Here is a 26,227-nt window from a genome sequence, read left to right on the forward strand (position 1 = left end):
CACGCGGGGGCGTGGTTTCGAGACGCATCGCCTCCGGCGGCGCTCCTCGATCAGCGGAATGATGCGTCAGCGCTTCACGGGGAATCAACCGTCGAGCTGCAGCACCCTCGCGCCGTGCACCGGCGCGGAGACTCGCACCGCGCGTAGCTGTGCCGCACTCAACGCGATCTGCAGGTCGATCGCCGACTCCCGGTCTTCGGCGAGGAAGGCCACCGTCGGTCCCGAGCCCGAGACCAGACCGGCGAGCGCGCCGGCGCGCTCCCCCAGCTCGAGCACGTCGGAGAGCTCGTCGGAGAGATGGATGGCGGGCGCCTGCAGGTCGTTCGCGAGGCTCTCGGCGAGCAGCTCAGGATCGCCGGCACGCAACGCCTGCAGCAGCTCCGTGCTGACCGAGGGATGCTCCACCACCGGCCCGAGATCCCCCGCGTGGCGCTCGCGATGGGTGTCGAGCTCGCGATAGACGGCTGGCGTCGACAGCTCCCCGCGCGGCAGCACGAGCACCCAGTCGAAGCGACCCTGCGTGAGCACGGGACTCAGCTCGTCACCGCGCCCGAGCCCGATCGCCGTGCCGCCGGCGAGGGCGAACGGCACGTCGGCGCCGAGCTCTGCGGCGAGCCCGTGCAGCTGCTCGCGGGTGAGACCGGTGTTCCAGAGCGCGTCGCACGCGACGAGCGTGGCTGCGGCGTCCGCCGACCCGCCTCCCATGCCGCCCGCGATCGGAACGCTCTTCTCGATCTCGATGCGCACGCCATCGTCGACCCCGCCCGCCGTGGCCACGAGCCGGGCGGCGCGCACCGCCAGGTTGCGGTCGTCGGTCGGCAACGCCGAGCAGTCGATCGGGCCGCTGAAGCTCAGCGAGAACTCCGACGATCGCCAGACGCGCACGTCCTCGTAGAGCGACACGGCCTGGTAGACGCTGGCCACCTCGTGATAACCGTCGTCACCGACCGCGCCCACGCCGAGGTAGAGGTTCACCTTTCCGGGTGCGCGGGCATGCACGGGCAGGCCCTGGCTCGTGGAGGTCATGACTACCAACCTACGTGGTTGCAGAGAGCGGGGTTTCGAGACGTGCACGGCTTCGCCGTGTACTCCTCAACCCACGGTCGACACGGCCGGGGTCAGTCTGCCGAGTGCGGCGAACTGCTGCACCGTCAGTTCTTCGCCGCGCGCGGTGGCGGGGAGACCGGCCGCCTCGAGAGCCGCGGATGCCGCAGCCGAGTCGCCGAACACGCCAGACAGTGACTGACGAAGCATCTTGCGGCGCTGGCCGAACGCGGCATCCACGACCCGGAAGACGCGGCGACGCAGTTCCTCGTCGCCCGGCTGCTCGTGCCGTTGGAACGCGACGAGCACCGAGTCGACGTTGGGCACCGGCCAGAACACCTGACGGGAGACCTGGCCGGCGGTGCGCCAGGTTCCGTACCAGGCCGCCTTCACACTGGGCGATCCGTACACCTTCGAGCCGGGACCGGCGGCGAGCCGGTGCCCGACCTCGGCCTGCACCATGACGACGCCGGACTCCAGGCCAGGCAGGCGCTGCAGCAGGTGCAGCAGCACGGGCACCGAGACGTTGTACGGCAGGTTCGCCACGAGCCGCACCGGATCGGCGGGCAGGGTCTCGACGGTGAGGGCATCCTGATGCACGACGGTCAGGCGGTCGGCCGCCTCCGGCGCCTGGTGCTCGACGGTGGCGGGCAGTTGCGCGGCGAGCCGTCCGTCGATCTCGACGGCGACCACGGATGCCTTCGCCTCCAGCAGCCCCAGTGTCAGCGATCCCAGCCCCGGCCCGATCTCCAGCACGACGTCGCCGGCGGCGACCTCGGCCACCCGCACGATGCGACGCACCGTGTTGGCGTCGATGACGAAGTTCTGGCCGAGCTTCTTGGTCGGGGTGACGTCGAGGAGCTCCGCGAGGTCGCGGATCTCTGCTGGACCGAGTAGCTGCACGACGCGCCTCCTGGCGTTCAGGCGATGATGCCGATGGGCGTGGTGGGCGGCGCGGCGACCGGCTCGTCGTCCCACCTGCCGTAGACGAGCTCGGTGTTCGAGGCGATCTGCGCGGCGAGCACCGAGGCGTCGGTACCGATCACCTCGGCCATGGTGCGCAGCGTGTGCGGAATGAGGTAGGGCGCGTTCGGCCGGCCGCGGTACGGCGTGGGCGTGAGGTAAGGCGCGTCCGTCTCCACCAGCAGCAGCGCGCGCGGCGCGAGCTCGAGCGCGTCGCGCAGGTTCTGCGCGTTCTTGAACGTGACGGTGCCCGCGAACGACATGTACCAGCCGTTGTCGGCGCACACCCGTGCCAGGTCGGGGCCGCCGGAGAAGCAGTGGAACACCACCTTCTCCGGGGCGCCCACGCGCTGCAGGGTGGCGATCACGTCGTCGTGCGCGTCGCGGTCGTGGATCTGCAGCGCGAGGCCGTGCCGCTTGGCCATGTCGATGTGCGCCTCGAACGAGCGGAACTGCGCGCCGCGGCCGGCGGCATCCGTGCGGAAGAAGTCGAGCCCCGTCTCGCCGATGGCACGCACCCGCGGGCGGGAGGCGAGCCCGTCGATGACGGCGAGGGCGTCATCGAGGGCGGCAGCGGCTTCCAGTTCGGGCGCATCGTTCGGGTGGATGGCCACGGCCGCGAGCATGCGCGGCTCGATCGCGGCCGTCTCCGCCGCCCAGATCGACGACTGAACGTCGGTGCCGACCTGCACGATGCCGCGCACGCCCACCGACGACGCCCTGTCGAGCTGTTCCCGGTACTCGAGCGCGAGACCGTCCTCGATGCGGCCAGGCCGCGCCGACGGGTCGATGTGGGTGTGGTTGTCGTACACCGGCACCGTGAGCGGTGTCGGCAGCGGCGGATAGGTCGGGTCGCTGGGCATGCTGCTCGCTACGCGACCGCGACCTGGTCGATGCGCGGGAAGAGCGCCTCGAGCGGCGACACCCGGATGCCCGCAGCCAGCTGCCCCCACCGCCCCGCGTCGCGAAGCGGCTGCGCGGTGAGCGCTCCGAGCGTCTGCTCGACGCCGAGGGCATCCCACAGCTTCGCCGTCGCCTGCGGTGTGACGGGCGACAGCAGCACGGCGAGCGCACGGAGGCCCTCCGCCGCCGTGTAGAGCACGGTCTGCAGACGCTCACGGTTCGCCTCGTCTTTGGCGAGCGCCCACGGCTCCTGCTCGGTGATGTAGCCGTTGAGCTCATCGACGATCGTCCACACCGCTGCGAGCGCCTCGTGGATGGCGAAACGCTCGATAGCGGCGTCGGCGTTCGCCGCGGCATCCGCCACCGTCTTCTGCACGCGCACGTCGGACTCGGTCGGCTCCCCCGCCTGCGGAACCGCGCCGTCGAAGTAGCGCTGCAGCATGGCGATCACGCGCGAGGCGAGGTTGCCGAAGCCGTTCGCGAGCTCCGCTTGGTAGCGGGCCGAGAGGTCTTCCCAGCTGAACGATCCGTCTTGCCCGAAGCTGATGGCGCGCATGAAGTAGTAGCGGAAGGCGTCGGAGCCGAACGTGTCGGTGATCTGCGACGGCGCGATGCCGGTGAGCTTCGACTTGCTCATCTTCTCGCCGCCCACGAGCAGCCAGCCGTGGCCGAAGACCTTGTGCGGCACCTCGAGGCCGGCGGCCATGAGCATCGCCGGCCAGATGACCGCGTGGAAGCGCGCGATGTCCTTGCCGACCAGATGGTAAGCGGGCCAGCGGCGGGCGAACAGCTCGGGGTCGTCGCCGTAGCCGACAGCGGTGGTGTAGTTGAGCAGCGCGTCGAACCACACGTAGACCACGTGCGTCTCATCCCACGGCACCTTGATGCCCCAGTCGAAGCTGGAGCGCGAGATGGAGAGGTCGCTGAGGCCCTGGCGCACGAACTGCACGATCTCGTTGCGCACGCTCTCGGGCTGCACGAAGTCGGGCTGCGACTCGTAGAGGTCGAGCAGCTGCTGCTCGAACGCGCTCATGCGGAAGAAGTAGTTCTTCTCCTTGAGGATCTCGATGGGCCGCGAGTGGATCTTGCAGACCAGCTGACCCTCGTACTCGCCGCTGAGCGGCTGGTCGAGCTCGTCGCGCTGCTTGTACTCCTCACAGCCCACGCAGTAGTAGCCCTCGTACTCGCCGGCGTAGATGTGTCCGTCGTCGTGCAGCTTCTGCAGGAACCGCGTGACGGCCACCTCGTGGCGCTCGTCGGTGGTGCGGATGAAGTCGTCGTTGGCGATGTCCACGGTGTTCAGCAGCGGCTTCCACGCGGATGCCACGAGCCGGTCGGCCCACTCGCGCGGCTCCAGTCCGTTCGCCGTCGCCGTGCGCAGGATCTTCTGCCCGTGCTCGTCGGTGCCCGTGAGCAGCCAGGTGTCGTCGCCCGCCTGGCGGTGCCAGCGGGCGAGCACATCGGCGGCCACCTCGGTGTAGGCGTGCCCGATGTGCGGCACATCATTCACGTAGAAAATGGGCGTGGTGATGTAGAAGGAGGAGCCGTCGGACATGCGTTCCATCCTAAATGGAGCGGGGTGGGCGCCCGGCCGTGTTACAGGTGCTCACCAGCCCAGTTCGCCGGCATCCTCCTGGAATGTGCCGGTCGGGCCATCCGCTCCGATCATCGCCATTCGGGCGACGACCTCGGCGCTCTCCCGCGCGGGACGGCCGGGGTGGCTGCCGGGTTCCCCGCCGCCGAGGCTCGTGGCCGTGATGCCCGGCTCGACCGCGTTGAACTTCACCTCGGGCACGGCCTTCGCGTACTGCACGGTGATCATGGAGACAGCCGCCTTGCTCGACCCGTACACGATCGAGGGAAAGGCGAACGCGGGGCGACTCGGCTCGTGCGTCGCCCAGAACGAGCCCAGCGCGCTCGACACGTTGACGACCACGGGGTTGGCCGACTTGCGCAACAGCGGCAGTGCCGCCTCGGTGACGCGGATGATGCCCACCGCGTTCGTGTCGAAGACCTCCAGCACGCTGGGCCCGTCGAGCGCTTCGCCCATGCCCTCACGCCGGGCGATTCCGGCGTTGTTGACGAGCACGTCGAGACCGCCCTGCGCCCCGATGATCTTCAGTGCGGCGGCGACGGACTCGTCGTCGGTGACGTCGAGGCGCACGAAGCGCGCGCCGAGTTCGTCGGCCGCCGCGCGGCCGGCGCCTTCGTCGCGCGCACCGACGTAGACCGTGTGCCCGGCGGCGATCAGCCGTTGGGCGGTTGCCTTTCCGAGTCCCTTGTTGGCCCCGGTGATGAGTGTCGTTGTCATGCCCTCCAACGTGCGCCGCGATCTCCCGATCAGGCAGTCGCCTGCTTATCGTGGGAATGCCGGGGCCAGGATGCGCACGCTCATCCGGCGCAGACTGGAGGGGTGGAGGATGTCTGGACCTTCGGTGGCGCGGTGCGCACATGGCGCGACCGCGCCACACCGGCCGCAGTCGGTCTCCCCGCGGGGCAGCGCCGACGCGCCGCCGGGCTGAGGCGCGAGGAGCTGGCCGGACTCGCCGGCATCTCGATGGACTATCTGACGCGGCTCGAGCAGGGCCGGGCATCCGCTCCGTCCCTGCAGGTCGTCGAGGCCCTCGCGAGGGCGCTGCGGCTCTCCGATGCCGAACGCGACGTGCTGTTCCAGCTCGCCGGTCTCGTCGCGCCCGGTCCCGGCATGGTGCCGACGCGGGTCGCGCCCAGCGTGCAGCGGCTCCTCGACCGTCTGGAGCACACGCCCGTCATCGTGCAGGACGCCGCCTTCAACTTCGTCACGGCGAACGCACCGTACGACGCGCTGATGGGCGACACCTCCGCCTGGACCGGCAACGAGCGCAACGGCGTGTGGCGCAACCTGGTGGGTCCAGGCACACGCGCCGTGCACACCCCGGCCGAGCGGGACGCCTTCGAGCGCAGCCTGGTCGCCGAGCTGCGTCTCACCGCCAGCCGCTATCCCGCCGACGCCCGTCTGACGAGGCTGATCGGTGAGCTGGCGGCCGCGAGTCCCCGATTCCGCGAGCTGTGGGACGCCGCCGACATCGTCGACACCGCCGACCGCACGCGCCGCAAGGTGATCGATCATCCCGCCGTCGGCCGCATCACGCTGGACTGCGACAACCTCACGGTGGCGCGCGACGACCTGCTCATCACCGTCTACACCGCGGAGCCCGGAACCGAGGATGCCGACAAGCTCGCGCTGGCCATCGTGCTCGGCACGCAGAGCGTGGTGGGCTGACCGGAAAGCTCACCGTCACGCCACCGGAGTCGAAGCGACGGCGGCGGGCGACGTGGTGAGCGCGTGCTCGACGAGCCCGCGGAGCATCCGCTCGCCGTCGGGTGAGAGAACCGACTCGAGGTGCGCCTGCACGGAGGCGACGCCCGGCCCTCTGAACGCGATGACCGTGCCGTTCGCGTCGCAGGATTCCTCCAGCGACACCTCGCACCGACGGGGGTCGATCGATCTGCCGGCCAGCACGCCGAACGTGTTGTAGAAGCCGACGCGCGCCGGCACTCCGAACACGTCGACGGCCAGCTGAACGCCCTGGCGCGGCTGGATGAGCGGCGCGACCTCGTGACCCGCGAGCATCCCGAGCACCTGGTGGCTCAGGCACACCGCCAGCATCGGACGACGGCTTCGGATGCGCTCCACCATCAGGGCACGCAGCCGGCGGATGCGCCGACTCGGCCGCCTCGGATCGCCGGGCCCGGGCCCGAACACGACGAGGTCGTCGCTCAGTACGTCGTCGACGTCGGCACACGGGCGCACGCGCACCGTCATGCCCAGGTGCCGCAGCTGGTGCGCGAGCATCTGCGTGAAGCCGTCCTCGTTGTCGACGACGAGCACGCTCCCACCGACGAGCCCCGGCACGGTCTGCGGCGCCTGCTCGCGCATCCAGAACGGTGCCAGCGAGCGGTTGCGACGCTGCAGCGCCGCGTCGATCTGCGGGTCGGGAACGCCGTCATTGCCTACGGTGAGCACGGCAGCGCGCTCCGCGACCCGCGTGCTGCCCGTGCCGTCGTGGCCGGCGGATGCTGTCGGCCGGTCCGGGGCATCCTGCAGCCCGAGCGCGGTGAGGATGCCCGCCGCCTTCGCGCGCGTCTCCGCCGCCTCCGAGACCGGGTCGGAGTGCCGCACCAGCGTGGCGCCCGCTGTCACCCCGACGCGCCCACCGGGCTGGATGCGCGCCGTGCGGATGAGGATGGGGGCGTCGAGCGACCACCCGTCGCCCTCGGGCTCGAACAGCGCGAGCACACCCGAGTAGTAGCCACGCGGTCGCGATTCGTGCCGGGCGATGACGCGGCACGCGTTCTCCATGGGCGAGCCTGTCACCGTGGGCGCGAACATGGTGCGCCGCAGAGCCTCGCGCGGGTCCAGGCTCGAGCGTCCGTCGAGCAGGTATTCGGTGTGCGTGAGACGGGACATGCGCTTGAGGAACGGGCCGGCCATGCGCCCGCCGGTCGGGCAGAGCGAGCTCATGAGCTTGAGCTCCTCGTCGACCACCATGAACAGCTCGTCGGTCTCCTTGGGGTCGACGAGGAAGTCGAGCAGGCCGTCCCGCGTGGGGCCGTCCGCGCCGTGTCGATAGGTGCCGCTGATGGGGTTCATCACGGCGTGGCCGTTCTTCAGCGTGAGATGGCGCTCCGGGGTGGCGCCGACCAGCATCACGGGTTCGGTGGACTCGCCGGGCGCAGCCACGTCGCGCGCGGCCTGCCCGGTGGAGGTTCCGGCCACGTCGGGTGCAGGCAGGTACGTCGCGAACGTCCAGTACGCGCCGCTCTCGCCCGTCAGCAGCGCACGCATCCAGGCCAGCAGCGCGCTCACCGGCTCATCGTGCAGCGTCGCCTCGAAGCGGCGCCCGATCACGAAATTGGCGCCCTCGCCGCGGCCGATCTCCTCGTCGATGACACGGCGCACGTGTTCGGCGTACTCCTCGTCGCTGGTGTCGGGACCGTGGAAGGTCGTGCGGGGAGCGTGCGCGGGAAGCTGCGCCAAGGCATCCTCGTGTCTCACCTTCTCGCGCCGGGTGGCCACGAGGCATCGCAGCGGCGCGCCGTCGTCGTGCGCGACGAAACCGCGCTCGATGATCTGCCGGTACGGCACGACGGCCAGCACGGGTGCCTTGTGCAGCGGGATGTCGCCGAGCACGTCGACGTCGACGACGTCGCCGGTGAGCACGTCGAGGTGATCGTCGTCATCCCTGCGCAGGAGCGCGAACGGAGGGCACGGGCCACCGGCGGCCGCCGCCGCGATCAGCTCGACCAGAAGCGGGCGTCGGGTGCGTTGCGGATGCTCTGCGGGGGGTCCGGGCAGCGGATGCCGGGCGTGCGATGGGAGCGGAACGGTGTCCATCATGGCGGTCCTGTCTGCCGCCCGCCGAGGTCACTCCCGCAGAAACGAGAAACGACCGCCGGAAGGCGGTCGTCGTGTGCGTGGGTGCGCGTTCGTCGGTCCGCCGATCAGGCGGGCCACCACGTGAGGAAGGTCGAACGCATGACAACACCCTAGCCGACGAGTGCTCGCGTGCGTCACCAGGACAACCGCCTCGAAACATGCCAATCAGGCACGTTCTCGGCGGGAAAGCGCTATCTGTCATGTCGAGCGGGCCGACGAGGTCTGGCAACATCGTCGTGTGTCCGAACCGAGCACCGCCCGCGCCGCCCTCGCGGTTCGCCCATACCGTCGCTGGTTCGTCTCGCAGATCTTCTCCGCGTCCGGCACCTCCACCCAGCTGATCGGTATGGCGTGGCTCGTCACGCAGACCACAGGAAGCGGCATAGCCCTGGCCGGCATAACCTTCGCGATCTACCTGCCGGTACTGGTGCTCGGGCCGTTCGTCGGCGTGCTGGTCGACCGTTTCGACCGCCGACGGCTCCTGGTGTGGACGCAGGTGGCGTTCATCGCGATCGGAACGCTGCTCGCGGTCGTGACCGCGCTGGGATACGAGAGCCTCCCGTTCATCTATGCGATCGGCATCGCGACGGGACTGGTGAACTCCATCGACGCTCCCGCGCGTCAGGTGTACCTGATGGACGTGCTGGATCACCGGCTGCTGCCCTCGGCGATCGGACTTTACGAGGTCGTGATGAACAGCGCGCGGGTGGTGGGACCGGCGCTGGCCGGGTTGCTGCTGGCCACTGTCGGGATCGTGCCGTGCTTCGTGTTCAACGCGGTCTCGTTCGTGCCCGCGCTCATCGCGCTGATCCTCAATCGGCAAGCCGTCAGCCAACGGGAGGCGCACCGGGAGCGGCGCACGGGACTGCTCGAGGGCATCCGCTGGGCCACTCGAACCCCGCCGGTCGTCGTCACGCTGGTGCTGGCCAGCGTCTCCGGGATGCTCTTCAACCTCACGGTCACGCTGCCGCTGATCACCACCAAGACGTTCGCGCTCGACGGCGGGGTCTACGGCACGCTCACCGCCGTGTTCGGGATCGGCGCCCTGCTCGGCGCGCTCCGGGCGACGATGCAGAGCGGCGCACCCGTCTTCGCACCGACGGCCATGCTCGCACTGGGCACCGGGCTGGTCGTGATCGCGACGGCACTCGCGCCGAACGTGTGGCTGTTCGGCCTGGGGTTGGCTGCGAGCGGAGCGGGTTCCATCTGGTTCATCGCCCGCGCCAACGCGTTTGTGCAGCTTTCCGCCCCTGCCGCCATCCGTGGTCAGGTGATGAGCATCTGGAACATGGCGATCCCCGGCATGAACCCGTTCACCGGGCTGCTGGCCGGTGTCGTGGCGGATGCCGTGAGCCCGCGAGCGGGATTCGGCCTCTCCGGCGCACTGTACGTGCTGGTCGCGGCCATGGGCTTCCTCGGCATGGTGTTGTCTCGACGATCCCGGCACGCCGGCTGAGGCTGGACCCGTCTCGCCTACCCGAGGCCCGACGCGTTCAGCAGCTCGGTGCGGAGGGCATCCCGTACCGCGGCCATGCCGTGGTACGTCTCCTCGAACGACGTCGACAGGGGCGAGAGCCCGATGCGCAGGCCGTCGGGGTCGCGATAGTCGGGGATGACGCCCTGCTCCCAGAGCGCGGCCGTCACAGCGCGCATCGCCGGGTGCGAGACCGTCACGTGACCTCCACGCGACGCCGGATCGCGCGGCGATGCCAGTGTCGCGCCCAGCGGAGCCAGCCATTCGTCGGTGAGCGTGATCGCGAACTCGGTCAATTCGAGCGACTTGGCCCGTACCGCCTCGATGCCGCGATCCTCGATCATCTCCAGCGTGTCCTGCATGGCCAGCATGCCGACGATCGGCGGAGTGCCGGAGAGGAAGCGACGCATGCCGTCGGCTGGGGCGTACTCGGGACCCATGGCGAAGACATCCGCTGCACCCATCCAGCCCTGGATCGGCTGGCGCAGCACCTGCTGCAGATCGGAACGCACGTAGGCGAAGGCCGGCGACCCCGGTCCGCCGTTCAGGTACTTGTAGGTGCATCCGACCGCGAGGTCGACCTCCCACCTGTCGAGTTCGACGGGCACCGAGCCGACCGAGTGGCAGAGGTCCCAGAGAACAAGCGCTCCGGCGTCGTGCGCGATGCGGGTGATGGCCTGTGCCTCGGCGAGAAAGCCCGAGCGGTAGGCCACGTGGCTGAGCACGACGAGCGCCGTCTTCTCCCCCACGACGGCCGCCACCTGCTCCGGGGTCACCCCGGATGCCGGATCGGCCTCGATCCAGCGCAGCATGAGGCCGCGCTCGGCCGCGATGCCGTCGAGCACGTAGCGGTCGGTCGGAAAGTTGTCGGTGTCGAGCACGATCTCGGTGCGCGCGCCCGAGCCGCGCCGGGCATCCACCGCCGCCCTCGCCAGCTTGTACAGCAGCACGGTCGTGGAGTCGCCGATGATCGTCTGCCCCGGCGCTGCACCGAGCACGACTCCGCCGAGCCTGTCGCCGATGGTGAACGGCAGCTGCATCCACTCCTCGTCCCAGCCGCGGATGAGCCGCCCGGCCCACGCCTGCGTGAGAAAGCGCTGGATGCGCTCCACGCTCTGCTCGGTCGGTCGGCCGAGCGAGTTGCCGTCGAAATAGGCGACCAGCCCGTCAGAGGGCACGAAGCGCGACCTGAAGTGGGCGAGCCCGTCGCTGCGGTCGGCACGGCGCGCATAAGAGAGGAAGGGGTCGGGTGCTGTCATCTGAGTGCGTCCTCCAGGTGGTCGACGGTGACGGCTCGCGCGGCGGCGAGCCATGAGGCGGTGTCGGCGGCCGACTCCGGCGGCACGCCCGGCACCCAGGCGAGCCGCGGGCCGACGGCATCGGGATGCTCCGTGCCGGCGATACTCTCCACCAGCGCGTCGCGCTCGACACCCGCTGCGGGGAGCGCCGCCAGCTCGCGCGGATTCACGCCGAGCGGCAGCGGCCCATTGCCGAGATCGGTGCCGTAGAGCACGCGCGCGCCGGCAGCGGCCAGGTGGCGAAGGTTGTCGGAGGCGATGGCCGACGCCTCTGTCGGATCACCCCAGCCGTGGATGTCGAGCGTCGACACGACCGCCGTGCGTGCGCGGGAGAGCCGGGCGACGAGTTCGGCGTCGAGTCGCTCGGTGAACGGGGTGTGGGCGAGAACGTTCACGCCTGCGTCGAGGGCGCGGCGGGTCATCCCTTCGCCCTCGACGTGCGCAGCGACGGGCAGGCCCTCCGCCCGCGCCGCCGTGACGATCGCCGCGAGCAGGTCGGGCGACGGCACGGGGCCCGCGACGGAGTTCAGCGTGACCTTGATCAGGGATGCCCCGTGCGCCGCCTGCATGCCCACCGCAGTCTCCGCGTCGGCTGGGTCCGACAGCTCGACGACGGCGGCCTCCGGCGCCCAGGCCCTCCCCTTCGGGTACCCGCCGACGCACGTCAGAAACGCGCCCGCGATGTGGATGCCGGGAAGCGCCCCGGCCGACGACGGGTTCCTCGACTCCTCGCGCAGCCGCGACGTCACCGCGGGATCGCCGCCGAGATCGATCACGTGGGTGATCCCGCCCGCCATGATCGAGGCCGGGTCGATGAGCGTCAGGTGCACGTGGTGGTCGGTGAGGCGTGCGAAGAGCGTGCCGGGCACCTCGACGTCGACGACGGCATCCGTCTCGGACGGGTGAAGCAGTCCGTCGCGCACCTCGAACACGCCGCGCCCGCGGAACGACGTGCCGAGCCAGATCGCCTCGAACGAGACGAGCATGCCCTGCGAACTCACGGGCGACCCCCCACGCGACTGCTCACGCGGTCGTGCCGATCTGCGTGCGCACGGCGTAGAGCTCGGGAAAGAACGTCACGTCGAGCGCCTTCTGCAGGAAGGGCACGCCACTGGATCCGCCGGTGCCGGTCTTCATGCCGATGGTGCGCTGCACGGTCTTCAGGTGCCGGAACCGCCAGAGCTGGAAGTTGTCCTCCAGGTCGACGAGCTCCTCGCACGCCTCGTACTGGGACCAGTGGTCGTCAGCGTGCTCGTAGATCTGCACGAAGACGGGCGTGAGCTCCGGCGTGAACCGGTAGGCCTCGCGCACGTCGCGCTCGAGCACCGAGGCAGGCACGTCGAATCCGGCGCGGTGCAGATAGCGCAGAAACTCGTCGTAGAGCGTCGGCGCATTCAGGATGCCCTCGACCAATTCGTGCGCGGCCGGGTCGCTCTCGAAGACCCGCAGCATGCGGGCATCCTTGTTGCCCAGCGCGAACTCCACGGCGCGGTACTGCCACGACTGGAACCCGGACGAGTTGCCGAGGAACCCGCGGAACTGCGAGTACTCCGTCGGCGTGAGTGTGGCCAGCACCGACCACTGCTCGGTGAGCGTGCGCTGAATGTGCTTGACCCGCGCGATGCGCTTGAGCGCGGGCTGCAGCAGGTCGTCGCGCAGCAGGGCGCAGGCGTCCTCGAGCTCGTGCAGCACGAGCTTGAGCCAGAGTTCCGTGGTCTGGTGCTGCACGATGAACAGCAGTTCGTCGTGGTGCTCGGGGTGGCTCACCGGATGCTGCGCCGACAGCAGACGCTCGAGGTCGAGGTACGAGGAGTAGCTCATGCGCTGCCTGAAGTCGGTGACGATGCTCTGCTCGTAGCGGTCGCCTCGCCGTCCATCGGATGCCGCCGTCTCGGTCATGCACGCCTCCTCGCGTTCCGCTCTCCATTCTCGCGTCTCGCGCGAGCGGCGCGTCACCTCCGTCCCGTGGGTTGAGGAGCACGCGAAGCGCGCGTCTCGAAACTCCCGCGCGTCCGCCAGCCGGGTTTCGAGACGTACGCGGCTACGCCGCGCACTCCTCAACCGGCAGCGGCGCTACTGCGCCGCCACCTCCAGCAGAATGGCCCGTTCCGGGCGCAGCAACGGCATCGCGAGTCCGATCGCCTCGAGCGCGCGACCGCTCATCGTGACCTGGCCGTCATCGAGCCAGGACGGCAGCGCGCGGCCGGCGAAGCCGTGCCGGTCGAGCGGAAGCGCGAGGGAGACCCGGTAGAGGGCATCGGGGTCGAGCCCTGGCACGCGCAGCTTGCCGGGCGCCTCGTCGGGCGAGGTCGCCAGTGTCACGTAGGCGAACAAGGCGCGCGATCCGTCGGGCGCGACCACGCCGTACGCGCTGTCGGTGTCATCCGGCCGGTCGACACGCACGGACCGCCCGGTGTGGATGAGCTCGCGGTTCGCCTTGTAGAACGCGATCACCCGGCGCAGCTCTTCGCGCTCGGCGTCGCTGAGCCCGCGCACGTCCCACTCCACGCCGAAGTGCCCGAACAGGGCAGTGATCGCACGGAACGACAGCGCGTGCGTACGACCCGTGGTGTGCGACGTGGCAGGGCCGACGTGCGCTCCGACGATCTCGGGCGGCAGCACGAGGCCGGTCCAGCGCTGAATGGTCTGGCGTTCGAGCGCGTCGTTCGTGTCGGATGCCCACACCCGGTCGGTGCGCTCCAGGATTCCGAGGTCCACGCGCCCGCCGCCCGACGAGCAGCTCTCGATCTCGACGTCCGGATGCGCAGCGCGCAACGCGTCGAACAACCGATAGGCGGCGAGCGTCTGATCGTGCGTGGACGATCGTCCGTCGTGTCCGAGCTCGGGCTGGTCGCGGTTCTGGTCCCACTTGAGGTACGCGATCGGGTATTCCGTGAGGAGCGCGTCGAGGCGGTCGTAGATGTACTGCCAGGCATCCGGATTGACCAGGTCGAGCACCTGCTGGTGACGCCAGCGCAGCGGCACGCGATCGCCGGGACCCGAGATCCAGTCGGGATGCGTCCGGGCGAGCTCGGAGTCCTCGTTGATCATCTCGGGCTCGACCCACAGCCCGAACTGCATGCCGCGGGAGTTCACCGTCTCGATCAGCGGGGTGAGCCCCTGCGGCCACACGTCGGGGTCGACGAACCAGTCACCGAGACCGGCGTTGTCGCTGCGCCGGCCGAGGAACCAGCCGTCGTCGAGAACGAACCGCTCGACGCCGAGGTCGGCCGCGGCATCCGCGAGCTGACGCAGCACCTCGAGGTCGTGGTCGAAGTAGACCGCCTCCCAGGTGTTGAGCATCACGGGTCGCGGCGTCGAAGGATGCCCCGCCCTGGCCCGCACCCACTCGTGGAAGCGCTCGCTCACCCCGTCGAGTCCCGAGCCGGAGTATGCCGCGAACGCGCGAGGCGCGCGGTACGACTCCCCCGGCTCCAGCACGAGTTCGCCGGAGTGCAGCAGCTCGCCGACGGCCAGCACCTTCTGCCCATCGCCCGCTCGCTCGACGCGGCTGGTGTGGTCGCCGCTCCAGCCCAGGTGCACCGCCCACACCTCGCCGGAACGCCAGCCGAAGCCGGGTGTGCCTGCAGCGATGACCAGCGTCGAATCGTGTCCGGTGCGGCCGTGTCTGCCGGTGCGCGTCCAGGTGCCCTGATCGATGCCCTTGCGCTGCGGATGCTTCTCGCGCGACCAGCGCCCGGTGAGGTCGAGCGCCTCCGTCGCCTGCGACGGGAGCGGCAGCGTGACATCGAGCGCGCCGACCCGGTACGCGGTCTCGCCCGTGTTCGTCAGCTCCTGGTCGACGAGCAGGAGCCCGCTCGGCTCGAGGGCGAGCGTGGCGCGCACCTGGATGCCCGCGTTCGCGTCCACCAGCGTCAGCTCGGCGCGCGCGTCGTCGGCGACGGCATCCTGCAGCACGAGCCGCAGCGAGTAGTCGCGTGATCCGCGATCGCCTGCCGTTCCCGGCGTGCCCCGCCAACCTCTGGCGGCCTGCGGCAGCAACGACACAGCAGCCGGCTCGTCCGACGCGGAGTGCGGCACGGACGGCTCGAGCGCGGCGAGGCCGGGAATCTGCTCGCCGAGGTCGGCGCCCCAGTGCACGATGCGAGCATCGCCGTCACGCAGATCGAGCAGCAGGCTGACACCCGCACGACGGAGGTGGACGCGATCGATCATGGTTTGCCTTTCGATTCGACGATGCGCAGCTCGCCGGCCCGCGCCGACAGCACTTCTTGCGCGTGTTTGCTCAGCCCGTCGTCGCTGATGACGACGGCGGCCTCGTGCAGTTCCGCGATGGTCGACATGCCGACCGTGCCCCACTTGGTGTGGTCGGCCAGCACCACCACCCGCCGCGCCGCGCCCACGAACGCGCGGTCGGTCTCCGCCTCGAGCAGGTTCGGCGTGGTGAAGCCCTCGTTCTCGTCCATGCCGTGCACACCGAGAAAGAGATAGTCGAGATGCAGCTGACGCAAAGCGGAGATGGCGATCGGGCCGACCAGGGCATCCGACGGGGTGCGCTCGCCCCCGGTGAGGATGACGTTGCCCTGGCCATTGCCCGCGCGCGGGAACAGCACGCTGGCCACCTGCACCGAGTTCGTGACGACGGTGCAGTCCAGCGGCGCGTTCGACAGCAGGGAGGCGAGTCGCCACGTCGTGGTGCCTGCGCTGATGCCGATCGCGCTGCCGGGGCGCACGAGGGATGCCGCCTCCCTGGCGATCGCGAGCTTCTCCTGCTCCTCGCGCACGATCTTGGACTCGAAGCCCGGCTCGTCAGTGCTGAGCCCGCCTCCCGGCAACGTCGCTCCGCCGTGCACCCGCTCGAGCAGTCCGCCCGTCACGAGCACGTCGATGTCGCGACGCACGGTCATCTCGCTCACCCCGAACTGCGAGGCGAGTTCGGTGACGCGAACGGTTCCGCGTTCTCGGGCACGGGTGACGATGGCGCTCTGACGCGCGGCTGCCAGCATCATGCGATTATCCCTTGCTCGTCCATTCCGACCCCTGCGACTTCGCCCGTCCGGAGATGGACGGGGTCTCTCGACGTTCCTCAGCCCTTCGTGGCCCCGAGCGCGAGACCGGCCACGAACTGACGCTGCAGCACGAGATAGACGATGAGCGTCGGCACGGCGGCGATCAACGCGGCGGCGGCGATCACGTTCTGATTGCTGACGAACTGCCCCTGGAGGTTGTTCAACGCCGACGTGATCGGGCGTTTCGAGCCCGTCGACATGAGAACCGTCGCCCAGAAGAAGTCGTTGTAGATCCAGATCGTGAGCAAGGTGCCCAGCGCGGCAAGAGCCGGCCGGCAGATCGGGAGCGTCACATTCCAGAACCGTCGCCACAGGCTGGCTCCGTCGACCAACGCGGCCTCGTAGAGCTCCCCTGGAATGGTCGTCATGTAGTTGCTGAGCACGAAGACGCAGAACCCGAGCTGGAAGGTCACGTTGATGACGATCAGGCCGAAGAGCGAGTCGTACATCAGGCCGCTCGACGAGAGCCAGTTCGGCAACGGGATGCTCAAGAAGATGCGGTACAGCGGGGTGATCAACGCCTGCTGGGGCAGCAGGTTGCCCGCGGTGAAGATGATCAGCAGCACGAGACGGCCGCGCATCTTCACCTGCGAGATGACGAATCCGACGGCGGATGCGAACAACAGCGTGATCAGCACGGCGGGGATCGTGATGATCGCCGAGTTGATGAGGTAGTGCCCGATCTCGCCCTGGGTCCACGCGTTCACGTAGTTCGCGAAGGTGAGACCGCCGATGGGCAGCGAGACGTACCCGTATTTCGCCGTGCTGCTGATCGGCCTGAAGGAGATGTACAGCGCGAACAAGAGGGGCAGCACCCATGCGAACGCCATGATGATCATGAACGTGTGGGCTGCGATGCGGCCGGGCCGCACCCCTCCCGCTCGCCGCTTTCCGCCGCTCGTCGTGGCCGCAGTGGATGCCTGCGTACTGGAGATGGTCGTCATGCCTTTTCGTCTTTCCGGAAGGACTGAACGAGGAAGATGATGATCGGAACGAGCGCGATGACCAGCAAGACCGTGGCCAACGCCGATCCGTACCCGATGCGCGTCGTCTGGCCGATGATGTACTGCGTCACCAACATCGACAGCAGCTCGAGGCCGGGCAGCACCGTGCCGTGGCTCATGATGTAGATGATGTCGTAGGCCCGTAGCGACTCGATCACGGTGATCACGATGATCACGATGTTGATCGGCTTGAGCACCGGGAAGATGACCCGCCAGAAGGTCTGCCACGGATTGGCGCCGTCGATCTGCGCGGCTTCGCGCAGCGAGGCATCCACGCCCTTCAGCCCTGCCAAGTACAGGATCATGACGTAGCCGACCTGACGCCATGACGCCGCGACGAGCACGGCCCAGAGGTTCAGGTCGGGGTTGCCGATCCAGTTGATGGCATCGGAGCCCGTTCGGCCCAGCAGCGTGTTGATCAGGCCGTAGTTCTGGGAGTACATCAGCTCCCAGATGATGCCGATCAGGGCGAGCGAGAGCATCACGGGCAGGAAGAACACGCTCTGGTAGATGCGGCTGCCCTTGAGGTTGCGATCGAGGATGACCGCGAACAGCATGCCGAGCGGGGTCGCGATCAGGCCGAACACGAGCACCCAGATGATGTTGTGCAGCACGGCGGGCCAGAACTGCGGGTCGACCGTGAACGCGAACTTGTACTCCTGGGTTCCGACCCACGGCTGGATCGCACCGACGCCGTTCCAGCTGGTGAAGGACAGCACGACACTCGTCACCGCCGGGAACCAGACGAACGCCAGGTCGGCGAGCAGCGGTATGCCCAGCAGCACGATGAGCAGGACGCGATCCCGCTTCGTCAGCCGCAGCGCCCTGCGGCGCCGACGAGGAGTCGGCGCCGCAGAAGCGGCATCGGGCCCGAGTGCCGCCTGCTTCTCGGTTTCAGTCATCAGTGCTGAGCGGTGAAGACGGTCTTCGCCTGCGCCTCAAGGCTGGACTGGATCGACTTGATCGTGGCCGGCGTGGGGCTGTTGATGAACTTGTCCACCGCTGCGGCGACCGTGTTGTCGGCGAATCCGGGGTCGCTGTCGCGGTCGAGGAACTGCGCGACGTTCTTGCAGGCCTTGATGACCTCGACCGACTTCTTCTGGATCGCGTTGTACGACGGAACATCCGCGTCATTGGCGAGGGCGACGTCCCACTTGTCGTTCTTCAGGTAGGCGGCTTCGGCCTGTCCGGTGCCGATGTACTCCAAGACCTTCTTCGCCGGGTCGACGTTCTTCGCCTTCTTCGCGAGGCAGAAACCGTCTGCGGGAGCATCCATGTAGTCCTGGCCCCACGTCGGGTCGATCTCCGGATACACGAAGAAGTCGAGGTCGTCCAGATCCGCGTTGTCGGTGACGTACTGCGCGGCGACCTGGTTGGTGCCCTGGAACATCATCCCGGCCTTCTTGGCCTCGAGCGTCTTGACCGCGTCCTGCCAGATGCGACCGGTGGCGCCGGGCTGCACGTAGGGCATCAGCTCGGCCCACTTGTTGAACACGTCGGTGACCTTCGAGTCGGTCCACGGCACCTTGTGCTGCATCAGCTTCATGTGGTACTCGAAGCCGTTCAGGCGCAGGTTGATGATGTCGAACGTTCCGAGTGCAGGCCAACCGTCCTGCTGACCGAACGCGAACGGGATGAGCCCGTCGCTCTGCATCTTCTTGCAGAGCGTGATCATCTGATCCCAGGTGGTCGGGATCTCGTAGCCCTTCTCCTGGAACGTGCTCTTGTTGTAGAACACGACCCACGGGTAGTTGTAGATCGGCACGATGTAGTAGTGGCCGTCGGTCCCCTTCGAGAGCGCCTTGGCCGAGTCCGGGAAGTTCTTGCCGATCTTGTCCCAGACGTCGTCGATCGGCTCGATCAGGCCCTGGTCGGCGAACACCTGCATGCGGTAGCCGGCGAACCACGTGAACAGGTCGTTCGGCGTGCCCTGCAGGTACGACGTGATGTTGTTCTGGAAGGTGTTGTGATCGACGGTGTTCACGTCGATCTTCACGCCCGTCGACTTCGTCGCGGCCTTGGTCAGGTCTCCGAACGCCGACTTGGGCGCCGGATCGGAGTAGTTCGATCCGAACGTGATGCTGCCGGGACCGGACGAGCCGCCGCTGCTCCCACCGCTGGAGCAGCCGGCAAGGAGGGGAACGGCGGCGAAACTCAGGGCAGCAGCCCCGCCGAACTTGAGAACATCTCGTCGGCTGACACCGGAGACCGGGGCACCGAAATTGCTCTGACCGCGCATGTTGACTCCTTTGTAACGTGCAGAGGGGGCGTGCAAATTCGCACAGAAGTGAGCATATTCACTCACAGCCTCACTGTATATAACATCTTGGAAACAACCGGAAATCCCGATCGATCGCCGAGCGGACGGGCCGCAGAGCCGCCTTGAGGTACCTCTAACATGCATACGACAACATGCGAGGCTGAGTGAAATCGCATAAATTCGCACACGACCCGCACCACGACCGAAGGAGCTCGCATGTCCGCGTCACTCGAGGGATCGACGGCGGCCGCGTGGCGGCATCCGCAGCTCACGTCGATCGGACGTGAGCCGATGCACGCCGTCGCCCGCACGACCCGGTTCGACGGCCGGGCCCCCGACGACGTGCTCGATCTCGACGGCACATGGCGGTTCCAGCTGCTGCCGAGCCCCGACGGCGAACCGAGCGACGACTGGCGCGACATCACGGTGCCCGGGGCGTGGTCGCTGCAGGGCACAGACGACCTGCCGCAGTACCTGAACATCAGGATGCCCTTCCCCTCTTCTCCCCCGACCGTTCCGGAGGAGAATCCCACCGGCGTCTACCGCCGCACGTTCCGGGTGCCGCAGGAGTGGGACGGGCGCCGCATCGTGCTCAGCGTCGGCGCGGCGGAGAGCGTGCTGCTGGCGCGCGTGAACGGCACGCAGGTCGGTGTCAGCAAAGGCAGCAGACTCGCCGCCGAGTTCGATGTGACCGCGCTCGTGCACGCGGGCGACAACGAGCTCGAGCTCACCGTCGTGAAGTGGTCGGACGCGAGCTTCATCGAAGACCAGGACCAGTGGTGGCTGGGCGGCATCACGCGCGGGGTGCGGCTCTACACGACGGGACGGGTGTTCCTGCGCGACGTGCGCGCCATCGCGGACTACGACGCGGCATCCGGAGACGGCAGGCTCGAGGTGCAGGCCCTTGTGGGGTCGCCGCAGGATGCCACCCCCGCGGGGTTGAGCGTTCGCGTGCGGCTGCGCGCGGGCGATGCTGCGTGGCAGAGCGAGGCATCCGTGTCGACCAGAGCACTCGTGGACCCCGAGGAGGGACACGCGCAGGAGCTGCTCGCCCAGGTGCCGACCGGCGCCAACGTGTTCTCGCTGCACGGCCGGAACGCGGCGCGCCTGCCGCTGCCCGAGCCCGAGCGCTCGCTCGCCGCGGCGGCGACCTGGGCCAACCTGCCCGCCCCGCACGGTCGGGCGGCGGTCTCGATCGACGTGCCGGGGGTCGCGCCGTGGAGCGCTGAGACCCCGGCGCTGCACGACCTCACCGTCGAGCTCGTCGACGCGGACGGCGTGGTTCTCGACTCCACCGACCTGCGCGTCGGATTCCGCCGGGTGGAGATCATCGGCCGCGACCTGCTCGTCAACGGGCGCCGCATCTGGCTGCAGGGTGTGAACCGACACGAGTTCGACCCGCACACCGGACGCACGCTGAGCCGCGAGACGATCGCGAGCGAACTCGCGAACCTCAAGCGCTGGGGCTTCAACGCCATCCGCACGTCGCACTACCCGAACGACCCGGCGTTCTACGACCTGGCAGACGAGTACGGGTTCTACGTGATCGACGAGGCCGATCTCGAGACGCACGACTGGGCGTGGTCGCTATGCGACGACCCCGCCTACCTGAACCAGTTCGTCGATCGGGTCTCGCGGCTGGTGCTGCGCGACAAGAACCACGCCTGCGTCATCATCTGGTCGCTGGGCAACGAGGCGGGATCCGGCGTGAACCAGGATGCCGCGGCCGGCTGGGTGCGCGGCTACGACTCCACGAGACCCGTGCACTACGAGGGCGCGATCGCCCGCGACTGGTTCGGCGGGCACGCGCAGACCGACATCGTGTGCCCGATGTATCCGCCGATCGACGCGATCGTCGGATACGGCCGAGACGAGCGCGGCGACCGCCCGCTCATCATGTGCGAGTACAGCCACGCGATGGGCAACTCCAACGGATCGTTCGACGACTATTGGGCCGCGATCCGCTCCACACCGGGTTTGCAGGGTGGATTCATCTGGGAGATGAAAGACCACGGTCTCGATCCCGACGGCGACGGGCGCTACCGCTACGGCGGTGACTTCGGCGACGAGCCGAACGACGGCAACTTCTGCATCGACGGACTGCTGTTCCCCGACGGGTCTCCGCATCCGGCGATCCAGGAGATGCGGCGCGTGTTCTCGCCGATCGAGGTGGTATCGGATGCCGACGCCGCCCGTGCGGGCAGCCTGCGCCTGCTCAACCGCCAGACGTTCTCATCGCTCGACGGCCTCACACTCGAGGCGACGGTGTCGCGCGTCGACGGCACCGCGTCTGACGCCGTGCTGCTGGATGCCATCGCCGGGCCGGGCGAGACCGCCGCCGTGACGCTGCCCTCCGAACTGGTGCACGCGTTGACGAGCGGGGGCGTGCTGGCGCTGCGCATCGCCGTGCGCACCGCGAGCGAGCAGGCGTGGGCGCCGGCGGGCACCGAGCTCGCCGTGCTCGAGGTGCGCGTGGGCGAGGCGCCGACGCTTCGACTCGCTGCGCTCGCTCAGCGAGCGGACGCCGACGATCGCAAGGACGCACCCCATGCGGAGCTGCCTGAGCGAGCGCAGCGAGTCGAGGGGGCGCACCCGGTCTCCGTCGACGCCGAGGGAGTCGTCGAGCACCCGGTGTTCGCCGCGGGTCCGCGGCTGCAGTTCTGGCGTGCTCTGACCGACAACGACAAGTCCATCCCGACGTGGCAGCGGCTGGAGGCGACAGGACTGCGCGACGCGACCAGGCGCGTGGAGTCCGTCGACCGGGCCGTGGAGCAGGATGCCGACGCTCTCACCGTCACCGCGCACTACGTCACGCTCGGCGGCGAGGTGATCCCGCACACGCAGCGTGTGACGGCTGCGGGAGACGCACTCGTGTTCGAGGAGACCGTGACGATCCCGCCGTCGCTGAGAGACATCCCGCGGATCGGCATCGAGTTCGCTCTCGTGCCCGGCTTCGAGCACGTGACCTGGGTCGGCGACGGGCCGCATGAGACGTATCCCGATCGCCGCTCCAGCGGGCTGCTCGGGCGGTGGGAGTCCACCGTCGACGCCTTGCAGACGCCGTACATCCGGCCGCAGGAGAACGGCGGGCGCACCGGGGTGACCGAGGCGACGCTGAGCGATGGAGCCCGCAGCGTGGTGCTGCGGTTCGGGGAGGGCGTGCTGTTCACGGCATCCCACCAGAGCGTGGCCGACCTGGAGAACACGGCGCACTCCTGGGCGCTGCTGCGGCGCGAGCAGACCATCGTGCGCGCCGACATCGCCCACCGCGGGCTGGGCACCGCGTCGGTCGGTCCCGAACCGCTGGCGCCGTTCCTGGTGGAACCCGGCACCTACTCCTGGAGCTGGTCGCTGGCGGTTCGGTAGGACCGTGCGCCCGCTCCGCCGCTCAACGACCCGGCGAGCCGGTGGAGGGTCGTCGGTGCGGGAGGCGCCGACTCGTAGCCTGGAGGCATCGAGGCGGATGCGAGGGGGCACCATGACGAGACGGTACGAGGTGGGCGACCACGTGCGGTGGAACTCCGAGGCCGGCTGGGTCTCCGGGCACGTCGTCGCCGTGCACACGGCGGACTTCGACTACAAGGGCCACACCCACCGTGCCTCGCCCGACGATCCGCAGTACGAGATCGCCAGCGACAAGACGGATCACATCGCGGCGCACAAAGGCAGTGCGCTGCATCCGTTCGACGAGTCGTGACCACGCTGTTCACGATCGGCCACTCCGATCACCCGCTCGAGGAGTTCCTCGGCATTCTCACGTCGGTCGGCATCGAGGCGATCGTCGATGTGCGCAAACTGCCCGGGTCGCGCGCGCAGCCGCAGTTCGACGAAGACGTGCTCTCAGCCGCGTCGGCACGGGCGGGAATCGAGTACCGGCACGAGGCATCCCTCGGTGGCCTGCGACCTGTGTCGAAGACCGTGCCGCCCGAGGAGAACGGCTACTGGCGCAACCGCAGCTTTCACAACTACGCCGACTACGCGCTGTCCGCGGAGTTCGCGGATGCCCTCGGCCGGCTCCGCGACGAGGGCCACGATCGCCGCATCGCGGTGATGTGCGCGGAGGCCGTGTGGTGGCGCTGCCACCGGCGCATCATCGCCGACCACCTGCTGGCATCCGGTGAGGCCGTCGACCACGTCATGGGCGATGCGCGTCTGCAGCACGCCGTGCTGAATCCCGGCGCGGTCGTCGGCGCGGACGGCGCCCTCACCTACCCGCAGCCGGTGTAGGGACCGGATGCGCCGCGCGCGTGCGCGGCAGGAAAAGCGAGCCGAGCGCTGCGACGGCGGCGATGACCGTGACGATCACGGCGACCTCGTGCAGCGCGGGCACCGGACCCGCTGTCTGGCTCGTCGAGGTGAACACGCCGGCGATGAGCCCGATGCCGAGCGAACCGCCGATGCGCTGCACGACGTTGAACGCGGTGTTGGCGTCCGCCTGCTCCTCGAGCGTGAGGCGTCGGTTCACCACGGTGAGCAGCGGTGTCACGACGAGACCGATCGCGGCAGAGCGTGCGGCGAGGATGAGCGAGGTGGCCCACAGCGACGTGTGCGCGTCGACGGCGAGCAGACCGAGGCTGGCCGCCACCAGCACGACGAAGCCGCCGAGCACCACGAGACGCACCCCGAAACGGTCGGCGAGCTTCTGGCCGAACACGGCGCCGAGGCCGGTGAGGATGCCCTGCGGCAGCATCGCGAGCCCGGTCGCCAGCGCGCTGTGCCCCTGCACCGCCTGCAGGAAGACGGGCAGCAGAAAGATGATCGACCACGCGGCGACGGATGCCGCGGCGCACAGCACGAACGAGAGCGCGGCATCCCGGTCGCGGAGGATGCGCAGGTCGAGTGCTGGATGCGGAGTGCGGATCGAGCGCAGAACGTATCCGGCGAGCAGCAGCGCGCCGATCGCGATCGGCAGCCACGATTCGGGGTGCGCCCATCCCGCGCTCTCGCCGCGGTCGAGCCCGAACAGCACGCCGAACAGGCCGGGCGCGAGCAGCGCGATCCCGACAAGGTCGAACCGGGCGCCGCGATCGCCCTGCGGAGCGAGTCGGCGCGGCACCGCCCTCATCGTGAGGGCGGCGACGATGCCGAGTGGGATGTTGATGAAGAAGATGGACCGCCAGCCGAACACGCCGATCAGCAGACCGCCCAGGCTCGGGCCGAGTGCTGGACCGAGGAACAGCAGCATGCCGGCGAGCGGCGAGACGTCGCGGGACGCCCCGCCCGACCCCATCAGCATGCCCATCGCCAGCGGCACCAGGGTGGCCCCCGCCAGTCCTTGCAGCACGCGGGCCGCGATGAGCAGGTCGATGGTGGGAGCGAGGCCGCACAGCAGCGAGGCCGCCGTGAACGCGATGACGCCGGTCGCGTAGACGCGGATCGTGCCGTAGCGGCGGGCGAGGTTCGACGTGAGCGCGAGGCCTGTGCCGAGCGCGAGGAGGTAGCCGCTCGAGACCCATTGCACGATCGTGAGCGTTGCGTTCATCTCGCTCGCGATCGGAGCGACGGCCACATTCACGATGCTCGAGTCGAGCATCGACAGCAGTGGGCCGGCGAGCAGCGCGTACTGGGCGAGCGGACTCAATCGTGGGGCTGTCGTCGCTCCGGCGGTTTCGGCGCCCTCGGCGACGGGACGTTGCCCCGTTTCGGGCCGACGCCTGCGCGTCATGATCCGGCGGCCTTCACGCGCAGGGCCTGCAGCCACTCGAGCTCGGCGTCCGTGCGTTCGCGCAGGCGGAGCACGACGGCCGCGCTCCAGAACTCCCCGCCGGTGCGGTCGACGAGCGACCCGAGCCTGTCTGCCATGGTCGTCAGGGCGGCGGAGCGGGCATCCAGGATGTCGACGCGCTCGCTCGGCTCGAGAAACTCGAACTGGCCGAGCCGGGTGAGGAACTCGAGGTCGTCGCCCGCCAGCGCCGCCGGAAGCTCCGCGATCAGGTCGTGAAGGAGCTCACGGCCGACGTCCGGTCAGCTCATAGATGTGCCGGGGCGGCCTCGACTCCTGCTGCTCGACGGTCATGCTCACGGCACCCGCCTCGACGAACCGCTTCAGCGCCGGATACAGCGAGTTGTTGTTGATGACGATGCCGGTCGTCTGCTCGATGCGCTTGCGCAGCTCGTATCCGTGGGCGGCCCGGCGCGAGAGGTGTCGAAGGATGAGAATGTCCGTATAGGCCATAATAGGTTAACGTAACCTATCTCGGACGAGAGTGCGATAGAATGTGACCCACAAGCCTCTGCCGCATCCCGGTGGAGGCTTTCGCGTATGAGCACTCAGCAGGCACCGGGCGCCCCCGGCATCCAGAACGTCCGACTCCGCCCCGCGACCGCGCACGATCGCGGCACGATGGAACGGCTGTGGCAACTGTTCCGACACGACATGTCCGCCCAGAGCGGTGAGCTTCCGGATGCTCACGGCCGCTACCGGCGGGAACGTCTCGACCTGGCCCTCGACGACACCCGTCCCGACTGGCTCGCCTCTCTCGTGCTCGCCGACGACGCGCCGGTCGGGCTGGCCGTGGTGCGGGGTCTCGACCAGGAGGAGCGAGTGATCAACAGCTTCTTCCTGGTGCACCCGGTGCGCCGGGGCGGACACGGCACCGCCCTTGTCGCGGCGATCGTGGCGGAGCATCCCGGACGCTGGGCCGTGGCGTTCCAAGACACCAACGCGGCCGCTGCCGCATTCTGGCCCAAGGTCGCGGAATCGCTCGACCCCGCGTTCGTGCTGGAGCACGTCGCCGTGCCGCACCGAAGCGATCTGCCTCCGGACTCCTGGGTGCGGTTCACCACCGAGGCGTCGTGAGCGCAGCCCGATTTCAGGACATTCCGAGAGCCG

The 26,227-nt window shown here is 69.1% G+C and carries 23 protein-coding genes; 6 read left to right on the forward strand and 17 right to left on the reverse strand.

Features of this window, described 5'->3' with window-relative positions; translation table 11 throughout:
* Nucleotides 1-84 precede the first annotated feature (84 nt).
* The 5 genes from FPZ11_RS06810 to FPZ11_RS06830 all read right to left on the reverse strand — a co-directional run bounded on the left by FPZ11_RS06810 (nucleotide 85) and on the right by FPZ11_RS06830 (nucleotide 5,221).
* Nucleotides 85-1,026, reverse strand: coding sequence for a 4-(cytidine 5'-diphospho)-2-C-methyl-D-erythritol kinase (locus FPZ11_RS06810; RefSeq protein WP_146319478.1), 942 nt, complete (start codon nucleotides 1,024-1,026; stop codon nucleotides 85-87).
* Between the two features lie 66 nt (nucleotides 1,027-1,092).
* Nucleotides 1,093-1,947 (reverse strand): 16S rRNA (adenine(1518)-N(6)/adenine(1519)-N(6))-dimethyltransferase RsmA, encoded by an 855-nt coding sequence (rsmA, locus tag FPZ11_RS06815; RefSeq protein WP_246846572.1) that lies wholly within the window; start codon nucleotides 1,945-1,947, stop codon nucleotides 1,093-1,095.
* A gap of 17 nt (nucleotides 1,948-1,964) precedes the next feature.
* Complete coding sequence (locus FPZ11_RS06820; protein ID WP_146319480.1) at nucleotides 1,965-2,870, reverse strand: TatD family hydrolase; 906 nt, start codon at nucleotides 2,868-2,870, stop codon at nucleotides 1,965-1,967.
* Between the two features lie 8 nt (nucleotides 2,871-2,878).
* The gene (gene metG / locus FPZ11_RS06825; RefSeq protein WP_146319482.1) at nucleotides 2,879-4,465 is read right to left on the reverse strand and encodes a methionine--tRNA ligase; all 1,587 of its coding nucleotides are present in this window, start codon (nucleotides 4,463-4,465) and stop codon (nucleotides 2,879-2,881) included.
* A 51-nt stretch (nucleotides 4,466-4,516) separates the two neighbouring features.
* Nucleotides 4,517-5,221, reverse strand: coding sequence for an SDR family NAD(P)-dependent oxidoreductase (locus FPZ11_RS06830; protein WP_146319485.1), 705 nt, complete (start codon nucleotides 5,219-5,221; stop codon nucleotides 4,517-4,519).
* 102 nt (nucleotides 5,222-5,323) lie between these two features.
* On the opposite strand from FPZ11_RS06830, the gene FPZ11_RS06835 reads away from it, so the two are divergent.
* Complete coding sequence (locus tag FPZ11_RS06835; protein WP_146319487.1) at nucleotides 5,324-6,172, forward strand: helix-turn-helix transcriptional regulator; 849 nt, start codon at nucleotides 5,324-5,326, stop codon at nucleotides 6,170-6,172.
* A gap of 15 nt (nucleotides 6,173-6,187) precedes the next feature.
* Here the strand turns inward: FPZ11_RS06835 and FPZ11_RS06840 are convergent, their stop codons facing one another.
* Complete coding sequence (locus FPZ11_RS06840) at nucleotides 6,188-8,290, reverse strand: anthranilate synthase family protein (protein ID WP_246846573.1); 2,103 nt, start codon at nucleotides 8,288-8,290, stop codon at nucleotides 6,188-6,190.
* A gap of 277 nt (nucleotides 8,291-8,567) precedes the next feature.
* On the opposite strand from FPZ11_RS06840, the gene FPZ11_RS06845 reads away from it, so the two are divergent.
* Nucleotides 8,568-9,785 (forward strand): MFS transporter, encoded by a 1,218-nt coding sequence (locus FPZ11_RS06845; protein ID WP_168203756.1) that lies wholly within the window; start codon nucleotides 8,568-8,570, stop codon nucleotides 9,783-9,785.
* Between the two features lie 17 nt (nucleotides 9,786-9,802).
* On the opposite strand, the gene FPZ11_RS06850 is transcribed toward FPZ11_RS06845, so the two are convergent.
* From FPZ11_RS06850 to FPZ11_RS06885, 8 genes are all read right to left on the reverse strand, one after another.
* On the reverse strand, nucleotides 9,803-11,062 hold the full coding sequence (locus FPZ11_RS06850; protein ID WP_146319491.1) for a kynureninase: 1,260 nt from the start codon (nucleotides 11,060-11,062) through the stop codon (nucleotides 9,803-9,805).
* Nucleotides 11,059-12,102 (reverse strand): amidohydrolase family protein, encoded by a 1,044-nt coding sequence (locus FPZ11_RS06855; protein ID WP_146319493.1) that lies wholly within the window; start codon nucleotides 12,100-12,102, stop codon nucleotides 11,059-11,061. Before FPZ11_RS06855 ends, FPZ11_RS06850 begins: the two co-directional genes overlap by 4 nt.
* A gap of 22 nt (nucleotides 12,103-12,124) precedes the next feature.
* Nucleotides 12,125-13,000 (reverse strand): tryptophan 2,3-dioxygenase, encoded by an 876-nt coding sequence (kynA, locus tag FPZ11_RS06860; protein WP_146319495.1) that lies wholly within the window; start codon nucleotides 12,998-13,000, stop codon nucleotides 12,125-12,127.
* 174 nt (nucleotides 13,001-13,174) lie between these two features.
* A complete protein-coding gene (locus tag FPZ11_RS06865; RefSeq protein ID WP_437438622.1) occupies nucleotides 13,175-15,277 on the reverse strand; it encodes an alpha-galactosidase in 2,103 nt (700 codons plus the stop codon).
* On the reverse strand, nucleotides 15,274-16,068 hold the full coding sequence (locus FPZ11_RS06870; RefSeq protein WP_146322758.1) for a DeoR/GlpR family DNA-binding transcription regulator: 795 nt from the start codon (nucleotides 16,066-16,068) through the stop codon (nucleotides 15,274-15,276). The genes FPZ11_RS06865 and FPZ11_RS06870 overlap by 4 nt, the downstream gene beginning before the upstream one ends.
* Before the next feature lie 80 nt (nucleotides 16,069-16,148).
* Complete coding sequence (locus FPZ11_RS06875; protein ID WP_146319497.1) at nucleotides 16,149-17,075, reverse strand: carbohydrate ABC transporter permease; 927 nt, start codon at nucleotides 17,073-17,075, stop codon at nucleotides 16,149-16,151.
* Complete coding sequence (locus FPZ11_RS06880; protein WP_146319499.1) at nucleotides 17,072-18,037, reverse strand: carbohydrate ABC transporter permease; 966 nt, start codon at nucleotides 18,035-18,037, stop codon at nucleotides 17,072-17,074. The genes FPZ11_RS06875 and FPZ11_RS06880 overlap by 4 nt, the downstream gene beginning before the upstream one ends.
* Nucleotides 18,037-19,374, reverse strand: a complete 1,338-nt coding sequence (locus FPZ11_RS06885; protein ID WP_146319501.1) for an ABC transporter substrate-binding protein — start codon at nucleotides 19,372-19,374, stop codon at nucleotides 18,037-18,039. Before FPZ11_RS06885 ends, FPZ11_RS06880 begins: the two co-directional genes overlap by 1 nt.
* Nucleotides 19,375-19,611: 237 nt before the next feature.
* On the opposite strand from FPZ11_RS06885, the gene FPZ11_RS06890 reads away from it, so the two are divergent.
* From FPZ11_RS06890 to FPZ11_RS06900, 3 genes are all read left to right on the forward strand, one after another.
* The gene (locus FPZ11_RS06890; RefSeq protein WP_146319503.1) at nucleotides 19,612-22,761 is read left to right on the forward strand and encodes a glycoside hydrolase family 2 TIM barrel-domain containing protein; all 3,150 of its coding nucleotides are present in this window, start codon (nucleotides 19,612-19,614) and stop codon (nucleotides 22,759-22,761) included.
* 112 nt (nucleotides 22,762-22,873) lie between these two features.
* On the forward strand, nucleotides 22,874-23,092 hold the full coding sequence (locus tag FPZ11_RS06895; protein ID WP_146319505.1) for a hypervirulence associated TUDOR domain-containing protein: 219 nt from the start codon (nucleotides 22,874-22,876) through the stop codon (nucleotides 23,090-23,092).
* Entirely contained in the window at nucleotides 23,089-23,622 is a 534-nt protein-coding gene (locus FPZ11_RS06900; protein WP_146319507.1) for a DUF488 domain-containing protein, read from the forward strand. The genes FPZ11_RS06895 and FPZ11_RS06900 overlap by 4 nt, the downstream gene beginning before the upstream one ends.
* Here FPZ11_RS06900 and FPZ11_RS06905 read toward each other — a convergent pair.
* The 3 genes from FPZ11_RS06905 to FPZ11_RS19465 form a co-directional block, all read right to left on the reverse strand.
* The gene (locus FPZ11_RS06905; RefSeq protein ID WP_146319510.1) at nucleotides 23,600-25,060 is read right to left on the reverse strand and encodes a DHA2 family efflux MFS transporter permease subunit; all 1,461 of its coding nucleotides are present in this window, start codon (nucleotides 25,058-25,060) and stop codon (nucleotides 23,600-23,602) included. The genes FPZ11_RS06900 and FPZ11_RS06905 overlap by 23 nt on opposite strands.
* Nucleotides 25,057-25,197 carry a hypothetical protein gene (locus FPZ11_RS19460; RefSeq protein ID WP_210415971.1) on the reverse strand — a complete coding sequence of 47 codons (141 nt, stop codon included), beginning with the start codon at nucleotides 25,195-25,197 and terminating at the stop codon, nucleotides 25,057-25,059. The genes FPZ11_RS06905 and FPZ11_RS19460 overlap by 4 nt, the downstream gene beginning before the upstream one ends.
* A gap of 145 nt (nucleotides 25,198-25,342) precedes the next feature.
* Nucleotides 25,343-25,570 (reverse strand): PadR family transcriptional regulator, encoded by a 228-nt coding sequence (locus FPZ11_RS19465; RefSeq protein ID WP_210415972.1) that lies wholly within the window; start codon nucleotides 25,568-25,570, stop codon nucleotides 25,343-25,345.
* Between the two features lie 87 nt (nucleotides 25,571-25,657).
* Between FPZ11_RS19465 and FPZ11_RS06915 the strand changes: the two genes are divergently transcribed.
* Nucleotides 25,658-26,194: a GNAT family N-acetyltransferase gene (locus FPZ11_RS06915; protein WP_246846574.1), complete on the forward strand. Its 537-nt coding sequence runs from the start codon at nucleotides 25,658-25,660 to the stop codon at nucleotides 26,192-26,194.
* The last annotated feature ends 33 nt before the right edge of the window (nucleotides 26,195-26,227 follow it).

Source organism: Humibacter ginsenosidimutans (genome assembly GCF_007859675.1).
Taxonomy (GTDB): domain Bacteria; phylum Actinomycetota; class Actinomycetes; order Actinomycetales; family Microbacteriaceae; genus Humibacter; species Humibacter ginsenosidimutans.

Coding starts and splice junctions, on each gene's coding strand:
- metG (WP_146319482.1), bottom strand. CDS start 4,465: ATGTCCGACGGCTCCTCCTTCTACATCACCACGCCCATTTTCTACGTG.
- FPZ11_RS06885 (WP_146319501.1), bottom strand. CDS start 19,374: ATGCGCGGTCAGAGCAATTTCGGTGCCCCGGTCTCCGGTGTCAGCCGA.
- FPZ11_RS06895 (WP_146319505.1), top strand. CDS start 22,874: ATGACGAGACGGTACGAGGTGGGCGACCACGTGCGGTGGAACTCCGAG.
- FPZ11_RS06890 (WP_146319503.1), top strand. CDS start 19,612: ATGTCCGCGTCACTCGAGGGATCGACGGCGGCCGCGTGGCGGCATCCG.
- FPZ11_RS06840 (WP_246846573.1), bottom strand. CDS start 8,290: ATGATGGACACCGTTCCGCTCCCATCGCACGCCCGGCATCCGCTGCCC.
- FPZ11_RS06915 (WP_246846574.1), top strand. CDS start 25,658: ATGAGCACTCAGCAGGCACCGGGCGCCCCCGGCATCCAGAACGTCCGA.
- kynA (WP_146319495.1), bottom strand. CDS start 13,000: ATGACCGAGACGGCGGCATCCGATGGACGGCGAGGCGACCGCTACGAG.
- FPZ11_RS06880 (WP_146319499.1), bottom strand. CDS start 18,037: ATGACTGAAACCGAGAAGCAGGCGGCACTCGGGCCCGATGCCGCTTCT.
- FPZ11_RS06875 (WP_146319497.1), bottom strand. CDS start 17,075: ATGACGACCATCTCCAGTACGCAGGCATCCACTGCGGCCACGACGAGC.
- FPZ11_RS06870 (WP_146322758.1), bottom strand. CDS start 16,068: ATGCTGGCAGCCGCGCGTCAGAGCGCCATCGTCACCCGTGCCCGAGAA.
- FPZ11_RS19460 (WP_210415971.1), bottom strand. CDS start 25,197: ATGGCAGACAGGCTCGGGTCGCTCGTCGACCGCACCGGCGGGGAGTTC.
- FPZ11_RS06865 (WP_437438622.1), bottom strand. CDS start 15,277: ATGATCGATCGCGTCCACCTCCGTCGTGCGGGTGTCAGCCTGCTGCTC.
- FPZ11_RS06850 (WP_146319491.1), bottom strand. CDS start 11,062: ATGACAGCACCCGACCCCTTCCTCTCTTATGCGCGCCGTGCCGACCGC.
- FPZ11_RS06830 (WP_146319485.1), bottom strand. CDS start 5,221: ATGACAACGACACTCATCACCGGGGCCAACAAGGGACTCGGAAAGGCA.
- FPZ11_RS06810 (WP_146319478.1), bottom strand. CDS start 1,026: ATGACCTCCACGAGCCAGGGCCTGCCCGTGCATGCCCGCGCACCCGGA.
- FPZ11_RS06905 (WP_146319510.1), bottom strand. CDS start 25,060: ATGACGCGCAGGCGTCGGCCCGAAACGGGGCAACGTCCCGTCGCCGAG.
- FPZ11_RS06820 (WP_146319480.1), bottom strand. CDS start 2,870: ATGCCCAGCGACCCGACCTATCCGCCGCTGCCGACACCGCTCACGGTG.
- FPZ11_RS19465 (WP_210415972.1), bottom strand. CDS start 25,570: ATGGCCTATACGGACATTCTCATCCTTCGACACCTCTCGCGCCGGGCC.